8 protein-coding genes and 2 CRISPR repeat arrays are annotated in these 16,801 nt (G+C 68.5%); of the genes, 3 read left to right on the forward strand and 5 right to left on the reverse strand.

The features are described 5' to 3' along the window. The first annotated feature begins 205 nt into the window (after positions 1 to 205). Positions 206 to 2,467 carry a hypothetical protein gene (locus OG819_RS55415; protein ID WP_266657709.1) on the forward strand — a complete coding sequence of 754 codons (2,262 nt, stop codon included), beginning with the start codon at positions 206 to 208 and terminating at the stop codon, positions 2,465 to 2,467. 584 nt (positions 2,468 to 3,051) lie between these two features. Continuing rightward, positions 3,052 to 3,630: a CRISPR direct-repeat array (repeat unit 28 nt; unit sequence GAGCTACCCCCGCGGGCGCGGGGACGAC). A 515-nt stretch (positions 3,631 to 4,145) separates the two neighbouring features. Here OG819_RS55415 and OG819_RS55420 read toward each other — a convergent pair. After that, a complete protein-coding gene (locus tag OG819_RS55420) occupies positions 4,146 to 4,853 on the reverse strand; it encodes a hypothetical protein (RefSeq protein WP_266657711.1) in 708 nt (235 codons plus the stop codon). Positions 4,854 to 6,575: 1,722 nt separating this feature from the next. After that, positions 6,576 to 6,908: a CRISPR direct-repeat array (repeat unit 28 nt; unit sequence GAGCTACCCCCGCGGGTGCGGGGACGAC). A 422-nt stretch (positions 6,909 to 7,330) separates the two neighbouring features. Here OG819_RS55420 and OG819_RS55425 point away from each other — a divergent pair. After that, on the forward strand, positions 7,331 to 10,810 hold the full coding sequence (locus OG819_RS55425) for an AAA domain-containing protein (RefSeq protein ID WP_266657713.1): 3,480 nt from the start codon (positions 7,331 to 7,333) through the stop codon (positions 10,808 to 10,810). Further along, positions 10,797 to 12,194, forward strand: coding sequence for a hypothetical protein (locus tag OG819_RS55430; RefSeq protein ID WP_266657715.1), 1,398 nt, complete (start codon positions 10,797 to 10,799; stop codon positions 12,192 to 12,194). Before OG819_RS55425 ends, OG819_RS55430 begins: the two co-directional genes overlap by 14 nt. Before the next feature lie 371 nt (positions 12,195 to 12,565). Here OG819_RS55430 and OG819_RS55435 read toward each other — a convergent pair whose 3' ends face one another. The 4 genes from OG819_RS55435 to OG819_RS55450 form a co-directional block, all read right to left on the reverse strand. Next, on the reverse strand, positions 12,566 to 13,195 hold the full coding sequence (locus OG819_RS55435; RefSeq protein WP_266657717.1) for a Fic family protein: 630 nt from the start codon (positions 13,193 to 13,195) through the stop codon (positions 12,566 to 12,568). Further along, positions 13,185 to 13,760 (reverse strand): hypothetical protein, encoded by a 576-nt coding sequence (locus OG819_RS55440; protein ID WP_266657719.1) that lies wholly within the window; start codon positions 13,758 to 13,760, stop codon positions 13,185 to 13,187. The genes OG819_RS55435 and OG819_RS55440 overlap by 11 nt, the downstream gene beginning before the upstream one ends. Positions 13,761 to 14,330: 570 nt before the next feature. After that, positions 14,331 to 15,695 carry an IS701 family transposase gene (locus tag OG819_RS55445; protein WP_266657721.1) on the reverse strand — a complete coding sequence of 455 codons (1,365 nt, stop codon included), beginning with the start codon at positions 15,693 to 15,695 and terminating at the stop codon, positions 14,331 to 14,333. Positions 15,696 to 15,901: 206 nt separating this feature from the next. Continuing rightward, complete coding sequence (locus OG819_RS55450) at positions 15,902 to 16,708, reverse strand: ISL3 family transposase (protein ID WP_323139496.1); 807 nt, start codon at positions 16,706 to 16,708, stop codon at positions 15,902 to 15,904. Between the last annotated feature and the right edge of the window lie 93 nt (positions 16,709 to 16,801).

Below are 16,801 nucleotides of genomic sequence, written 5' to 3' on the forward strand. Positions count from 1 at the left end.
GCGCACGAGCAGTCGTTCTCGTGTCGCGCGTTCGGGTAACACGGTGAGCGCCGTGATGGCAGCCGCCATAGCAGGAACTCGGGCGCCGAAGCCGCGGCGCGGTGCACTGCGATCGATGCCGGAACAGGCCGGTCCGGTGCCCGTGCGTGCTCCAGGTCGTTCATTGGCGTTGGGCCGTGATGCCCGTGCCCGGCTAGGTAGTGCGGTGCGCGCGCTGCTGGAGGCCCCAGGCTTGGACGGTGCAATCGACGCGGTACGGCTGGCAACGGTCGTGCTGACGGCACGGACGCCATCGACGACGGGCCGGGTGGAAATCCGGTCAGGCGAGCTGGGCCGGTGGCTGGGGATGTCGTCGTCCTATGTGGCCTCTGTGGTCGTGCCAGGGCTGCGCCGCTCGGGCGTCGTGGAGATCGTCACGGTGCAGGGTGAGGCCGGGGAAGACCGCGGCCTGGAATGCAAGGTGCTGCCGTTGTGGGGGGCGCGAGGCAGGACCGGGCACCCCCTCGCCTTGGAGAAGAAGGAGTTCGCGACGCTGCTGCGGCTGCTGGAGGCCGTCATGGCGCCGGGCTGGGTGCACCGGGACGGGTCGGTGACGCCGGCCGGACTGCTCGGGTCGCGTACGGGGCGCGGGGCCGCGACCGACCGGCTGGCACTGCTACTGCTGGTGCTGGAGGCGACGAAGACGGGCCGGGTGCGGCAGTGCGGCGGCCTGGTCGACACCAAGCGCGGTCGTGCGGCCGCGACGGTGGCACGGCTGCTGGGTTGCCGGGCGTCGGCGGGGGAGCGGGTGCTGGAGCGGCTGGAGGAGCGGGGTCTGGTCCGGCGGATCCGTCTGCGGACGGCGTCAGGTCTGGCGCATCGCTCGCGGTTGACGGTGCCAGCGGTGACCGCTGCGCACGGTCGTGGCGGTGTTGCCAACGGCGAGGAGGATCGCGCGACGGCTGTGGATCCCTATCTTTCAGAGCCCGATGTTGCGGCAGGGCGTATTGACGCTCCTGGCGCGGCCGCGGATGCCCAGGTCAGTGAGGTGCAGGAGGAGGTCGGGGCGGAGATGGCAGAGCCCGACGTTCCGATAGCCCTTCACACTGATCACACTTCTGTGGCTAGTGAAAGCGGTGGAGTTGCTGTTGCTGGTGGGTTTTCCGGCGAAGGCCGTGGGGGGAACCGTCGTCGGCCGGAGCGCGCGTGTACGGGCGAGGACCAGGCCCCGGACTCCGTTGCCGGTGACCAGTTGCCCGCCAGCAGTGGCGAGGGTGGCCCGCTTCGCGGGGAACAGCCGAAGAAGTCCCCGGCTGCTGAGGTGGGAGTACAGGCTGAGGTCGCTGCTGCTAGCCGGGCTCGTCTGACCGTCGTGAACAGTGGCAGGCAGCAGCAGGGGCGGGGAGTCGCTGACCTGCCCGATTTGCGGCTGCGGGTGGCGTTGGCGCCGGTGTCGTGGTTGTGGTCTCAGCTCAGCCGCGGCCAGCAGGCCGTCGCCCGCCGAGCAGCCCTTCAAGCGCTGGAGGCGCTGTCTGGGATCGTCGACGAGCGGGTCGCATCGCAGCTGCTGGCCGACCGTCTTGCCGACCGGCTGGAGGAAACCGGTGGTGAGGCCCTCGTGCGCGAGCCAATGGGTTGGCTCATTGGTCGCGGCCTGGTCCAGCGGCAGGCCTGCACGGATGAGCGTTGTGATGACGGGATCCGGCTCGACACCCGCGGTGACTGCCTGAACTGTGGAGCCGTGACGGCGGACCGGCGTGCTGTGCGGTCTCGGCTGCGAGCCGAAGTTGAGGCTGATCTGGCCGGTGCCGGTGCCGCTGGGCTGCGGGCTGTGTACGAGGAGCGGCTGCGGGAACACACCGCGCTCGAGGCCGGCCGGGCGAGGGCGCGGCACAGCCGCGCCGCTGCCGAGGTGGAGACGCGGCGGGCCGCTGTGGCACGGCGCCGCAAGGCAGAGGACGCTGCTGAGCGGGCGCGGCGGTCGGCTGTGTGTTCGGGCTGTGGGCTGCCGGATTCGGCCGGTCTGTGCCCGGACTGCACGTTCCGGCGCCGTGTCGACGTTCTGGTGCGGGAAGCGGTCGATCTGGTGGTCGTGGTCCGGGCGGATCTGTGTGACCCGGAGCAGGTTGCAGCGCTCACAGAGCGCTGCGAGGCCGACACCCGGGCGCTGGTCGCCGACTTGGCCCGGTCCGGTGGTGATGAGGCGCTAGTGGGTTTTGCGGCCCGGGAAGTGGCTGAGGGGATCCGGGACGATCGCCGGGCGAGCGCTTACCAGCGACTGCGAACGTGTGAGGAAGCCGAGGCTGAGGCCGAGGCGGTGTACGACACGGTTCTGCGCCGCCGTCCCGGCGGGCACGAGGCGGCCCGGGCGGCAGCAGACGAGGCCCGCGGACGCACAGCTCAGTACGTGCTGGAGCGCAAGCTCGGACAGCTGCAGGTTCTGCGTGTGCGGGTGGTAGCTGGCCGGGCGCCCTGGCGGGTGGGCTGAGGGGCGCCGGGGCCTTGATTCCGGCCGCTGGCCTGGCTGTTGCCGTGCCCAGCAGAACCGGCCGTCCACAGCCGGGGCTGGTGGCAGGCTGCTACACCGAACCACCCCCGCGGGCGCGGGGACGACGCGAAGGTGCGGCGCATGCCACCCCCAGGTCTAGAGCTACCCCCGCGGACGCGGGGACCACAACCTCTTCGCGGTATGGCTCGGGGTCCGCGCCGAGCAACCCCCGCGCGCGGGGACGACGCGAGCGGGATCGTGTGTGCCATGTGCTGCTCCGAGCTGCCCCCGCGGGTACGGGCACGCCTGGAGGGTGTCCTCGGTGTCCGGGTCAAGAAGCGAGCTACCCCCGCAGGCGCGGGGGCGACTCGCCGACCCAGATGAGATTCCCGTTCTTGTACGAACTCCCCTCGCGGGCGCGGGGACGACTGCTCGGGGGTGTTGTGTACCGCGTCGTCTGTGGAGCTACCCCCGCGGGCACGGGGACGACGGCGGCGGGGAACGGCCGATCCCCTGGCGAGAGGAGCTACCCCCGCGCAGGCGGGGACGATTACCGGTGGGACATCAACCAGACCGGCTGGGCCGGACAACCCCCGCAGGCGCGGGGCCGACTTCCCGGTCAGCGTGGACGCGTCGATCCTCGCCGAGCTACCCCCGCAAGCGCGGGGACGACACACCACGGCCGCGGTCGACTTCACGAACACCAACGAGCTACCCCCGCGGGTGCGAGGACGACGAGCAAAACGGCCCCGACCAGGTGCGTTTCCTCGAGCTACCCCCGCGGGTTCGGGGACTACGTCACGGGATCCACGGTGTCGACCTTGACCCGGGAGCTACCCCCGCGGGCGCGGGGACGACGGTTCTCTGCCGAAGATCTTCATTGGGGTCTCGGAGCTACCCCCGCGGGCGCGGGGACGACTTTCGGGCGTGGGCGTTGACCGTGTAGTAGGTCGAGCTACCCCCGCGGGCGCGGGGACGACATCCAGGTCGACTCCGAGACCGCCGCGAACCTGGAGCTACCCCCGCGGGCGCGGGGACGACGATACGAACGGGGTCGCCTGGGCGTTGCAGTCCGAGCTACCCCCGCGGGCGCGGGGACGACCACGCCAAGGTCACCGCCGAGTTCATCGCCAGGGAGCTACCCCCGCGGGCGCGGGGACGACACTTCTTGACGTGCGGTGATGCTAGCAAGGGTGCCCGTTTCCCTTCACCTGCTTGGCGATTACGGGGGCCGCTTTCAGGGGAGTTGCCAGAAGTCCGTCACGCGGCTCAACTCTAGGCAAGGGCGTCGGGAGGGCGGGTGGTAGAGGACGAGCAGTCGAGTCGAGGCCCCTCAGGCGCAGGGACAGCGTCTCGGTCGCGGTCACGGCCATGGGGTACCTCCGAAATACCCCTGCGGAAGCAGGGACGACCTCTTCGAGATGAAGATTGACAAGGTCAAGACCGGACTACCCCCGCGAGCGCGGGGACGACACCGCCGCGAAGAAGCTCCCGACGTTCTGGTCCGACCTACCCCCGCGGGTGCGGGGACGGCCCCTGGACAAGTCGAGGGGGCAGGCCGAGGACCGAACTACCCCAGCAGGTGCGGGGACGACAGAATGATCAGGCCCTTTGTTAAATTACCCCTTCCGTACTCAGTGGGACCCCCAAACCTGCTCCCATCTGCGCTGCCTGTCTACTACGTCCGGGCAGCTGGTCCGGCGGCCTGGAATCGCTCTCTGTCGAGTAGGCGCGCGAGGTTGTTGCGCGCGCTATCAAGTGCGGTGAGCATATGCATACGGGTCTGCTCGAAGTGAGGGCCGGCCTCGACGCCGAGGTCGTGTCGCAGCGTGACCCGCAGCAGGTACACGCCGTCGGACAGCGGACCGCTGAACCATGTGTTCGCCCGCTGGTACGCCTCGTCGAAGTCGGGGCTGCTCGGCAACTGCTTGACGACTGAGTAGCCGATTCCGAGCGCCCTGTTGAGGCTGGAGGCTACTTCCAGGACATCCTTCACCAGTGCCATCTGCGCCTGGGAGTACTGGTCGGCCCAGGCGTCCTTGGCTGCGTCGAGGTCTGCCGGGTTGACGCTTTCACCGCGTTCGGCGGCCAGGACGGCGTCTCGAGCGGCGACCCGGTAAGCACGAGCCGCGGTGTTCAGATGGGCATAGAGATCGCGCTTGGCTTGCAGCGCATACTCTTTGCGCTCCTGCTCCCGTTCACGTTCGGCGCGCTGGTTCTGCTCCAACGCCTCGGCCCGGCTGGCGCGCTGACTGAGCACTGCCCCACCCAGAGTCCCACCCAGCGTTCCTCCGACGCTGATGAGCGCGACGGCAAGCGTGGTCACATCCACGAGATCCCCCAACTCGTCTACTTCTCTGCCCGAGGCGGCGACCGGAGACGTCACGGCAGCCTCTTAGACATGCATACTCCCCACCCTCGCCCAATAGCCCAAAACCGGAGCGGCTGAGGAAGAGGAGCAGCTCTGGTCGAATCCAAGGAGTCTCATTAAGAAAGCCGGAGTCGCTTCCATGGCCCTGGCGTGGACGCACCGGCAGGCGGGAACGAAGCCGTTTTGACTGCGCAGAAGGGACCAACGGAACGACCCCCGTGACGGCGGAGATGAGCGCCTTACCGGTCTGCGCTGCGGGTGCTCCACGGGACAACCCCGCAGGCGTAGGGACGACTTCGCGTCGCGTTCGGGCCGCCCGAACTTCGGTGAGCTACCCCCGCAGGCGCGGGGACGACACCTTCGCGAGGCTGTTCATGGCCTTTTCGAGCGAGCTACCCCCTAGGCGCGGGGACGATGCCAGTGCGGCCCTGCTGAACAACGGTCTGCCCGAGCTACCCCTGTGCGGGGACGACGAGGTCCCAGGCCTCGGGGTGAGCCACCCCCGAGGGGTTGCCCCCGGCGGGTGCGGGGACGACGCCCCAATGCGATCGAGGAGCATCTCGTGCAGCGAGCACCCCCCGCGAGTGCGGGGACGACTCGTCGGGAACGTGCAGCTCGCCGGGGATCACCGGGCTACCCCCGCAGGCACGGGGACGACTACCTCGCCTACCAGGCAGGCACCACAGGCGACGAGCTACCCCCGCGGGCTCGGGGACGACGCCAAGTCCATGGCCGTGCCCAGCGTCTTGAGCGAACAACCCCCGCAGGCGCGGGGACGACGTGGAGGCTCCCCCCACCCGGCCACAACCATGAGAGCAACCCCCGCGAGCGCGGGGACGACACGCGACGCAGAAGCCCAGGCCTGACGATCCCTGAGCTACCCCCGCGAGCGCGGGGACGACCCGGACGTGGCCCGGCTGGCGTCGGTGGTGCTCGAGCTACCCCCGCAGGCGCGGGGAGGACCCGTCTTTCAGGCCGGAATCAGCGCGCCGCCCGAGCTACCCCCGCGGGCGCAGGGACGACCGGGCCACCGGCCGGACCCTGTCCGCGACCCGGGAGCTACCCCCGCGGGCGCGGGGACGACAGGATCACCTCACCGACCGCATATGCGCTGCCGGAACTACCCCCTCGGACGCGGGGACGACGCTTTCGTGCCAGATGACGTTCATGCGGACCGCGAACTACCCCCGCGGGTGCGGGGACGACCTACTCGGTCTCGTCGTCGGGCGGCCAGTCGGGGAACTACTCCCGCGGGCGCGGGGACGACACACCACAGCCGCGGTCGACTTCACGAACACCAACGAGCTACCCCCGCGGGTGCGGGGACGACGTCCAGAGACTCGGACTGCCACTGTGGCATCGTGAGCTACCCCCGCGGATGCGGGGACGACGTCCGGGGCTACTCCTTCACGATCCCGAGCGCCGAGCTACCCCCGCGGATGCGGGGACGACACTTCTTGACCTGCAGTGATGCTAACAAGAGTGCCCATTTTCCTTTACCTGCTTCGCAGTTACGTGGCCAGGAGAGCGGTCAATCGCCGAGTTGATGTGGCCGGTGAGCCAGCCGCCCTTGGCAGGCGACGGCCACGATCTAGAAGAAGCGCTGCACCGATGCTGACAAACCCGCGTCGGCGGGGACGACGACGCAGGGAAGTGAACACCGGCCTCATGATCGCGGACAACCCGCGTCTCAGGCGCAACAACAACGTGATGAGCGGCGGCGAGTCCAGCGTGGTCAGCTACCCCCCGCGGGCGCGGGGACAACCGCAGACCTCGCCGCTGCTACACAGCTCCACGGGAGCTACCCCCGCAGGCGCGGGGACGACTGCGATGAGGAGTCGGTGCGCGAGTACATCACCGAGCTACCCCCGCGAGCGCGGGGAGGACGGCTGCGCGATGGACTGGCCCGGACCGTAGGCGGAGCTACCCCCGCGGGTGCGGGGACGACGTGCCCGGTCTCAGCGAACAGAGCTGAGGCCTCGAGCTACCCCCGCGGGTACGGGGACGACAACACCCCCGAGCAGCTGGCCTCCGCCCTCGCGGAGCTACCCCCGCGGGTGCGGGGACGACACTTCTTGACCTGCAGTGATGCTAACAAGGGTGCCCGTTTCCCTTCGCCTGCTTCGCAGTTACGGGCGCATGAGCGGTCGATCGTGGCGTTGACGGACATCAACGCCGAACTACTCCCGCGGGCGCGAGGACCCAGGCCGTGGACGGCGATGCCGTTGCCCAGCCGGCGGCTGGTGGTATTGGCGGCGGTATCCACGGTCCGGGCAGTAGGTGGAACCGTGTCGGTCGTCCTGCCTGCCACCGTTGACACTGCTCCGGCGACTGCCCTCTGGGCGAGCGCACCGCTGACGAATTGACCTGCCTCGACACGTCATGACGGCCGGATCCCTGGGGAGGGGAGAACCGCCCGCGTAGATCATTAGCCGCGAAGTCCAGGCTGCCCGAGACCCAAACTGCTGATCGGGGAGAAAACCGCTGGCAAGATGGGCAATTGGGCGGGCTGCAGTGCAGCGGGGTTGAGCAAGGAGCACTGGGTGGGGACAACGATAAACGGGCGGTTTCTGCTACTGCCCCAGGAGGCACGCCAGGGTGGTCTCTCCGAGGTCCGCAGGGCCGTGGACGTCACCAGCGCGAGTGGCGACCACGTGGCCGTGAAGCTGCTCAAGCAGCGGGAAGACGATGCGATTACCCGGATCTTCCTGGAACGGGAGACTTCGGCGCTCAAGGCGCTGGACCATCCGCACATCGTGCGGATGCTCGACTCCGGCTGGGATGATGAACTCGAGCGGTACTTCATCGCGCTTGAGTGGATCGATCGCACTCTCAAGGAAGAGATGGCGGATGGTCGACCCCTCGACTGGCCGGCCTACTTCGCCCGCATCGGCCGGCCACTGGTGTCCGCTCTCGCCTACGCGCACGAGAAGCAGATCGAGCACCGGGACCTGAAGCCGGGCAACGTCCTGCTGGCCGTTGACGGCACGATCAAGCTTGCCGACTTCGGGATCGCCAAGATTCTTTCCAAGGCCGTAGCCGCCACGGACGAGACTGTGGCCGACTTCCGTTCCGCCTTGTATGCGCCGCCGGAGCAAAGTGACGCGATCCCGTATGTCCGCGACGTGTATGCCTATGCGGTTCTCGCCATTCAGGTCCTCTCACACAGCAAGGCCCGCGACTATCCCGACTTGGCCAACGTGCTCGACGAACTGGACCTTGATGCAGAGATTCGCGGCATCCTGAAGTCCTGCATCGACTACGACCCGCAGAAGCGGCCGGCGAACGCCAGCGTGCTGGAGCACCGGCTCCTGGAGGCGGAACAGGTCTGCGGCAGCCGTGCGGCGCGCCGCCGCAACGCGCTTTGGCTGAAGATGACCCGCCGCGCGGCCGAAAGCCTCAGCAGCACGCCGCCGGGTGAAGAGATTGACTGGGCGCAGGTGAAGTCGGCTGTCCTGGCGGACATTTCCGGCACCGTGCACGTCGACTACGGCTACAACCCGCAGACCGGAGAGGTCGACACGACCACGGTGCGGGTGTTCGGCCGGACCTTGTTCCTACGTCTGGTCAACGACGAGGAGCATCGGGACCGTTGCGTGATCGTCTCGGCGGAGGAGCGGACGGAGGAGTGGATGGCCAAGCGCCGCGAGTCCTCCCTCAAGCTCGGGCCTGTCTTGACCTGGACGTTCGACGATCCGGGCGAGGACCCGGCGAATGACGGACTCACCCTGCTCTTGGACAGCCTGGATGCGAGCTTGGAGGCGCGGGAGGAGAAGGCCAAGGACGGCAAGCGCCAGCAACTCGGTGATCTCTTCGACGGCTGGCGGCGGGTATTGGAGGCCCGGGAGGAGGTCGCGGCCAACGGGCGGCAGCCGATCGAGTACGAACGGATGGAAGGCGGCGGCCGTACCCGTGTCTTCCACCTGACTGCCCCCGATACCATCGCGGAGGTCGGGGACGAGTGGTCGGTGGCCGAGTACCCCTACAGTCGGCCCGTCGACCGCGGCGAGATCACCAACCGGACCGACGACACTGTGGTGCTGCGGATGACGCGCCCCAAGTCGGTCCTGCCCGCCCGGGGCGTCCTGCTGCCCTTCCTCGGGCCGAGCCAGAACGCCATCAACCGGCAGCGCGATGCCCTGAGCGCCGTCGCGGCGGGCCAGACCGCCAATCCCCGCCTGCGGCAGATCATTGAAAATCCAGCAGCCGTCATGGTCCGCCCGCCCGCACAGGTCACGACCTGGGTCCGCGCCGATCTCGACAGGAGCAAGCGGGACGTCGTCGCCCATGCCCTGGGCACCCAGGACCTCCTGCTCGTCGAAGGACCGCCTGGCACTGGCAAGACCACGGTTATCGCAGAGATTGTCGAGCAGACCCTCAGCCGCGACCCCAACGCCCGCATTCTCATCGTCAGCCAGACCCACATCGCCATCGACAACGCGCTCAAGCGTCTTGAAGATGCCGGCATCACCGGCCTGGTCCGCTTGGGCCGCGTCGACGATCCGCGGGTTGCCGAGAGCGCCCAGCCGCTGCTTCTCGACAAACAGGTCAAGAAGTGGACCCAGGGCGTGCGCGCGCGGGCTGAGAAGTACCTTGAGACGGTGGCCGCCAACAGCGGCCAGCAGGCCCGCCACCTCAAGGCAGCGCTGCTACTGGAGGAACTTGCCTCCGTGGCCGCCAACGTGGCGCACGTCTCAGCCCGGCTCGAGGAACTGGCCAACCAGCCCGTGCCGGACCGCACCACCTCTGCCCGGGAACTCGGTGAGGAAGTTGTCACCACCCGCGCCCGTCGCGAACAGCTCCTCGACCAGCGCGCCGAGCTGTTCACCGAGGTTCAGTCCACGCTCGACGGTGAACTCACCCTGCGTGAAGACCTCAGTGCCGCCGACGCCCGCGACGCGGTCGAGGCGCTCCTCGGCCCGTCCGGCCCCGGGCGGGAGCTGATGAACCTGCTGCGGCTGCAGGGCGAGTGGCTGCAGCGCATCGGCACCGACCAGAACCTGATCGCGGGCTTCCTGCGGACCAGGCACGTTATCGGCGGCACCGCGCTCGGTTTTCTCGGCCACCCGGCGGCGCGGGACCTCGAGTTCGACCTGTGCATCTTCGACGAGGCCTCGAAGGCGACCGCCACCGAAGCCCTGGTGCCTTTGGCCAGGGCCAAGCGGTGGGTGCTGGTGGGTGACACCAACCAGCTGCCCCCCATCGATGAGGACCTGCTGCGCGACGACAAGATCATGTCTGATCACCAGCTCATCCCCGAACTGGTGATGACCACCCTGTTCCAGTACTTCGCCAACAGCACCGAGGCACCGGTCAAGCACTTGCTGCGCGAGCAGTACCGCATGACGCCGGCGATCGGCAACATGATCAGCAGCTGCTTCTACGGCGGGAAACTGATCTCGCCCAATGACCATGTGCTGCCTGGCTACGACACGGTGAACAAGCCTGTGCTGTGGCTGGACACCAGCACCCTGCCCGGCCGGCGCGAATCCGAGCGGTCCACCGCGGAGACCAGCATCTCCAATCGCCTCGAAGCACAGCTCGCGATGCGTCGGCTGGAGGTCATCGACCAGGCCATCGACAAACAGGTCATTAAGACCCCGGCAGGGAAGCGACTCGATGTCCTGGTGATCGCCCCCTACGGCCGCCAGGTCGAAGAACTCACCCGGCGCTTGGCCTCCCGCAAGCTCAAGCACGTCACGCCGGAGGTGTTGTCCGTCGACGCGGTGCAGGGCCGCGAATGCGATCTCGTCGTGTTCTCGGTAACCCGCAGCAACGTCCGCGGTCACTTTGGGTTCCTTGGCCAGCCCTACTGGCGTCGCATCAACGTCGCCCTTTCCCGTGCCCGTTACGGCCTGATCATCGTCGGTGACGCCGGATTCTGCCGCAGCAAACCTGGCGCCCTGCGCGACGTCCTCGACTACATGAGCGGCCACCCGGAAGACTGCGAGATCCGCGATGCCTACATTTAGTCCCGACAGCCTCCTGGCCGTCCGCTTCCAAAGTGCGCGCCCCGGACTCGAACTCGTCCAGATCGTCGACGCCGCGCTGCCCGTCGCTCGGATCACGGCCGAGGTCCTCGCCCAGGACAGCAAGGAACTCCCCCTGATGGAGGAGTTTGTGCTCCGTCTGGTCGACCACAACGTGACCAGCCCACCCAGTATTGCCGGCCTGCTCGGCCTCCCCGAGCGCATGGTCGACCAGACCGTCGCCGTGCTGTTCGGCTCGGACGACCTGAAATGGGCCCGGCCTGCCGCAGGAGATACCGCCCGCACGCCGGGCCTGCGGCTCACCGACAAGGGCCATATCACCGCGCAGAAAGCGGCCGCCGTAGCACCCGTGCGGGTCAACCAGCCACTCGTCTTCGACCAGATGCTGTGGAGAGCAGCCGCCTACGACCGCCGCACCACCATCCCGCGCGGACAGGCCGAGGAAGACGGCATGATCATGCTGCCCGTCGCGCGTTCCGGTCCGCTCGACGACGGCGACATCACCGCAGCCGAGATCACCGCCCTCCTCCGTGAGAACGGCACCGCCGACCGCGAGGTCCTTCAGGTCAAGAGCATCACCCAGGCCAAGGCACGCCGCGTCCTGCCGGTCAAACTCCTCGTGTACGCCGACGAAGGCCGCGCCGAAATCGAGATCGGCGTGGTCGTCGACGGCGAACTGAGCAAGGCCCACGAACTCGCACTGCTCGGCCACGGCGGCGCCAAGTCCCTCGGTATCACCGTCGCACCGCCACCCAAACGCCCCCTCCTGGAACCCGACCTTGAAGAGGCCCGCGTTCCCTTGCAGGAGGTCACCCAGCACCGTGCCGTAGAGGCGGCCTTCCAGCTCGGCTCCCAGACCCCCACACCAGGCCCGCCAGCAGCCCCACAGCCGCAGGCGGACGAGATCCGCGCCATCGGCGTCTTCGAGCACCCCGATGTTCTTGACGACGCCCTCACCCACGCCCGCCGCCGCCTCCTGATCATCTCGCCGTGGATCAAGAGTGCGATCATCACCACCACCTTCCTCAGCAAGTTGGAAAGCCGCCTCACCCGCGGCGTGAACGTGGACATCGCCTACGGCTACGAAGAAAACGACACCAAAACCGACCCCGCTGCCGTCCGTAAAATCACCAACCTCGCCGCCCGCTACCAGGACAAACTCACCTTCACCCGTCTGAAGAGCACCCACGCTAAGGTCCTCGTCTACGACGACGTTTGGGTGACCACTTCCTTCAACTGGCTCTCCTTCAAAGGTGATCCCGACCGCACCTACCGCATGGAAGAAGGAAGCCTCGTCCGCAACCACAAGATCGCCGACACCCAGTACGCCCGCTACCTTGAGCTGATCGAAGACCAACGCCGATAACCGACTGCGAGCGGGACTGGAGGCTGGAGCCCGGCGGCGAACTGGCGTTGGCTGGCCGCCGCTGGCATCACGATGCGGCTCACGTCGCCTCACGAACCGCATTTCGTCGGCAGCCCGTCGACGCGTAGGTAGGCTCCCGCGGTCTGAGCGCCACAGAGCGTCGAGAACCACAGCGAGACAGCCGAGGCGTCCCCGCTCGCGCGGGCGTCCCTTCCGCCACCCTGGGCAGCATTCCGTCAGCGGATTCCCACGGAGGGCTGTCCTTTCCCGCCTACGAGCAGCACGGGCCACCATGTGTCGGCGTACACGGATAAGAGCTCAGCCGCGTACTGCTGAACGTGCTCACCTGCCGCGTCGGCGGGAGCCTACACTCACCGTGCGGTTGCCCGACGGTGAGTGGCACGGATCAGCACGGTGACCAGAGCCGCCAAGTCGAGAGCGCCGTCAGGGTCGTCCGCGTAGCGGGTGGTCTGCAGCGGCCCCACTTCGTCCAGGCGTACTCCTTCCCTCTCCAGGACGTGGGCGAGGACCAGCAGTGCCAGGCGGGCGTTGCCGTCCGGGTAGGGGTGGAAGAAGGCGATGTCGAGGTATGCCCTGGCCGCGCGGGCTGTAAGGGGAACCGACGGGTCGGCGCTCTGGTGCAGGCAGGCGGCGAAGTCCTGCCATGTGTGGGGCGTAAGGCCGTATCGTTCCCGCCCGCCCTTGGCGAAGGCGTCGCTCTGGCGCAGACCCAGCTCGTTCACACCGAGGACCAACTTCTGCCAGTCGGCGAGAAGGGTCGGGGTGAGCGGCTCTCCCCGGGAGGCCGCGACGCGGGACAGGGTCATCGCAGCGAGCAGCCGGCCGGCGCGATCCGGGTCGCGAAGGCGGACCGGACCGTCGAACCAGGCGGCGAGTCCGTCGACGGCCGGGCGCACCGGTGCCGGGCCTACGCTCGCGGCCGAGGACCAGTCGACCTGCTCCCTGACCTTGCACCACGCTGCCAGCGCGTCATCGCTCACGATAGAACCCGCGACCGGTCAGGCTAATCGCCAGGTCCTCTCCAACCGTGTCGACCAGGGTCGGGGCAGGCGCAACGTGGCTCTTGAACCGGCCGCCGATAGCGGCTTCCACCGCCTTCTGCGCCTCTTCCGGGCCCAGGCCGGTGGAGGTGAGGAACCAGGTCAGCGTCGTCTCGCAGAGCCTGTACCAGGACGACTCGGCGTGGGTGCTGTTGACGACCGCGGTGACCAGGCGGGTCACCGCGCGTTCCAGATGCCAGCTTCGGTCCTCGGCGTCCGCGTCGGGATGCGGTGCAAGCTGTTCGAACCGCTCGGCCAGGTCCTCCAGCCAGTCGCGCCACTCCAGCAGGCAGGTCACGACGCGTTCGGCGGTCTCCTGCGCCTCTCCGACCGAGTGCAAATCGCAGCACCAAGCGTCGATGGGACCGCCGTTGTGGACCGAGTAGTCCCAACCACAGGCCCACCGGCCGTAACGGGACACCAGGAGCACGGTGACCTCGTCGATGAACCGAAAGCCTGCCATCCGGTCGGGATCAGCCGTCCGGCCGGCCTCGGAAGGCACCATCGGGACGACGAGCGCCGTCAGCTGGGCCGCCTCGTCGTTGTCCCAGTCGAAGGCGTTCCGGCTGGGGTCGGCGGCAGTCCAAGGCAGCGACCGGGCTCGTTCACGGTGGATGGACGTGGCGTACCCCCGAAGTCAGACATGACGAAACAAGTGACCGATCATGCCCACCAGGTCGAGACCTGTCACCCCAATTTGTTGACCCCTGCCGCCCGGCTGCCTTCACCTGCCCGGGCACGTTCACGTGTACCCGCCTGAGCACTCACCCGTGTACGCCGACACCATGGGCGTCTACGGTCGGCGGACGTGTACCTGGCACACGCGGGGGAGTGGGATGAGGAGTTGGGAGAGGGCGCTGTCGGTGCTGGAGGCGCTGTGCGAGCGCGGGCAGGCGGCGGGCACGGCTGGACGCTCGACACCGAGCTCCTCCCACCAGACCAACAGCAGGTGAACGCCCTAGAGAACCCAGGGCGCGCGGCGCTGTCGGCTCTGGAGGCGATACGCCCCGAGCCATCTGAGGAATTCACACTGCACGGACACGGCAGCTGTAGTTCGTGACTCGTGAGGTTCCTGTCATGCGATGGCCACTGCTGTGACGTTGTTCCAGCGGCGGTGGCAGGCCGTCGCGCGATGCTGGTGTCGGCGACGCCAGTTCGACCAGTGCAGGGCGTGTGCCGGATCGGTGTCCTGGCGGGGCCTTGGCAGGGCGAAGACCCGCAATAGCGCGAGGAGTTCGCGCGGGCTGACGGGCACCATGGCCAACTCGTCGTCGGAGTTGGCGGGGTGGGCGCGTTGCCGCTCGTGGAGGGCGCCGACGGCCAGAAGTGCGTAGGCGATCATTGACATGAGGCTCCAGCGGTGCCAGGACGTCCAGCAGGTGACCTGGCCGGTGTCGAGGTGGGCCAGGCCCTGGCTCCTGGAAGTCCTCCTCGACCCGCCACCTGCGGCAGACCGCGCTGACCAGCACCGATATCGGCTGCGGGTCGGGGTGCCAGGTCCGGTAGAAGGAAGGGTGCCGGTGCGGCGGTGGCGTCGGACCAGGACCTGGCTGTGCCCGGCGGCCTGTCCGGGCGGCGCATCGTCGGGGTTCACGTCGATCATCGCCCAGTCGTAGAGCCGCTCGGCCTTGGTGCCATGGCCGGTCCTCAGCCGCATCCAGGCCCGCTTCGGCACCCGCTCCAGCAGCGCGGTGACCTTCTTCTTCCCGGCGCCCGGGGTGGTGACCCGGTGGCTGGTGGGTACCGCGATCGCGTAGCCGTAGCCCAGCGCACGGATCCGCGCACGCAACTCCCGTCCACCGTAGACCTCGTCGGCGGCCACCCACGCGGTGTGCACCCCCGAGGCGTGGGCGTCCTCCAGCATGTCGCCGGCCAGTTGCGGCTTGGTGGCGAACACCCTCTCGTCGGGCACCCCGACCAGCTCACGGCGCTCGTCGTCCGCCGCCCATGCCTCGCCCAGGTACAGCCGACGGTCGACCAGCGCGTGCCCCTCGGCACTCACGTAGGAGAGGTGTACCGCGACCTGGCACAGCCCGATCCCGCCCAGCGCCCCGGAGTACTGCCGGGCCGCGCCGACCGCGTCGAGGGACGACTTCTCATCGCCCGTCTCGTCCACCACCAACATCACCTCCCTCTCGCCGAGTTGCTCCACCGTCCAGGCCGCGACCGACCGGCGGACTGCCTCGGTGTCGAAGCGGGCCCTCGACAAGAAGTGCTGCAGGACATGCGGACCGCTGTGGCCGATCGCCTCGGCCAACGACCAGCAGTTCGCCGATTCCTTGACCATCAGCAGCCCAGAGACCATGTTCCGGCAGGTCAGCCGGGTCTCCCGGCGCGGGAAGCAGCTCGCGAACCGGCCCATCAACCCCTCGAACAGCCCGTCCCACCCGGCGTGTACTACCGTGGCCTGCGCGGCCACCGCTTCTTGATTCTTCGTCACACAAGATCACGATGCCGGTGGCCGTACCCCTGCCGCAGGCACCCCACCCACCACGCTGGCCAGCGGCGATGCCTCACGCCTCACGAACTACAGCTGCCGTGTCTGATCTCGCTCGCCGGACCCGGCCTGTCTGGTAGTTCCGAGCAGTCCCGGCTTTGTCAGCGCTGCTTCCCGCCCTCCCCGGCGTCTCCCGGGTCGGACTGCGCTCAGCTCCCACCAGGCTGCTGCGACAGCCTGGCGAGGAGGTCTTGCACCTCCTTCGATTCACCGCGCCTCACGGCGCACAGGCGCCTCATGGCGCACTGCCAGCGGTCCGCGACCTGCACGACGTGGGGTGCCGCGTCAGTGATGGCCTGGGCGAAGCTGCCGGCCCCGTCCCGGCACACCACCTCGAATCCCGCATTCTTGCGCAACCAGGTGGCGACCGGCTCCTTCGCGCGGTCCGCGAGCACGTCGACACGCGCGCCCGTGGCGGCGTCGATGATGATCGTGGCGTAACGGTGGCCCCGGCGCAGGGCGAACTCGTCGATACCCAGCACGCGCGGGACTGCCGCCGACGGCACGGGGATGCGCATCAGGCAGTTCAGGACCGTTACCCAGGACAGCGCGCAGTGCAGCACGGCCAGCAGCCGGGCACCGGCCGATCCCGCCAGCGCCACGGCCACCGCGTTCACCACGTGCTGCAGGGCCGGGGTGCGCCGCTGGTAACGCACCGTCAACCCGGCGACCTGCTCGGCGAAGGTGGTCTTGGGACAATCGGAGTTCTCGCAGTACAGGCGGCGCACCGACAGGTCGATGACGACGGCCCGGCCACCCACCGCCTCGTCCGCGACATGCCGCACGTACCGGGAGTGCACCCAGTCCGATTCCGTCCCGCACCCTGGGCAGACAGCTGCGGCATCGTCCCGGGTCCGGGCCGCGATACGCAGCAGATCACCGCTGGCCTCCACACGATCGACCCGTACCGCGGCCAGCTGCGGTAACAGGTCTTCCAGCCGTATCGCACACACCACCAGGATGACGCCGCCAACCAGCCGACACCACAGGCCAGTTGACCCGATCAACGGCTACGAAAATCTTGGAAGACCCGTTCGTTTGACAGACCC

Source organism: Streptomyces sp. NBC_01549 (genome assembly GCF_026339955.1).
Classification (GTDB): domain Bacteria; phylum Actinomycetota; class Actinomycetes; order Streptomycetales; family Streptomycetaceae; genus Streptomyces.

What these genes read in the sequence shown, in the direction of transcription:
- OG819_RS55425 (WP_266657713.1), top strand. Translation starts at nt 7,331, where the DNA reads ATGGGCAATTGGGCGGGCTGCAGTGCAGCGGGGTTGAGCAAGGAGCAC.
- OG819_RS55430 (WP_266657715.1), top strand. Translation starts at nt 10,797, where the DNA reads ATGCCTACATTTAGTCCCGACAGCCTCCTGGCCGTCCGCTTCCAAAGT.
- OG819_RS55440 (WP_266657719.1), bottom strand. Translation starts at nt 13,760, where the DNA reads ATGGTGCCTTCCGAGGCCGGCCGGACGGCTGATCCCGACCGGATGGCA.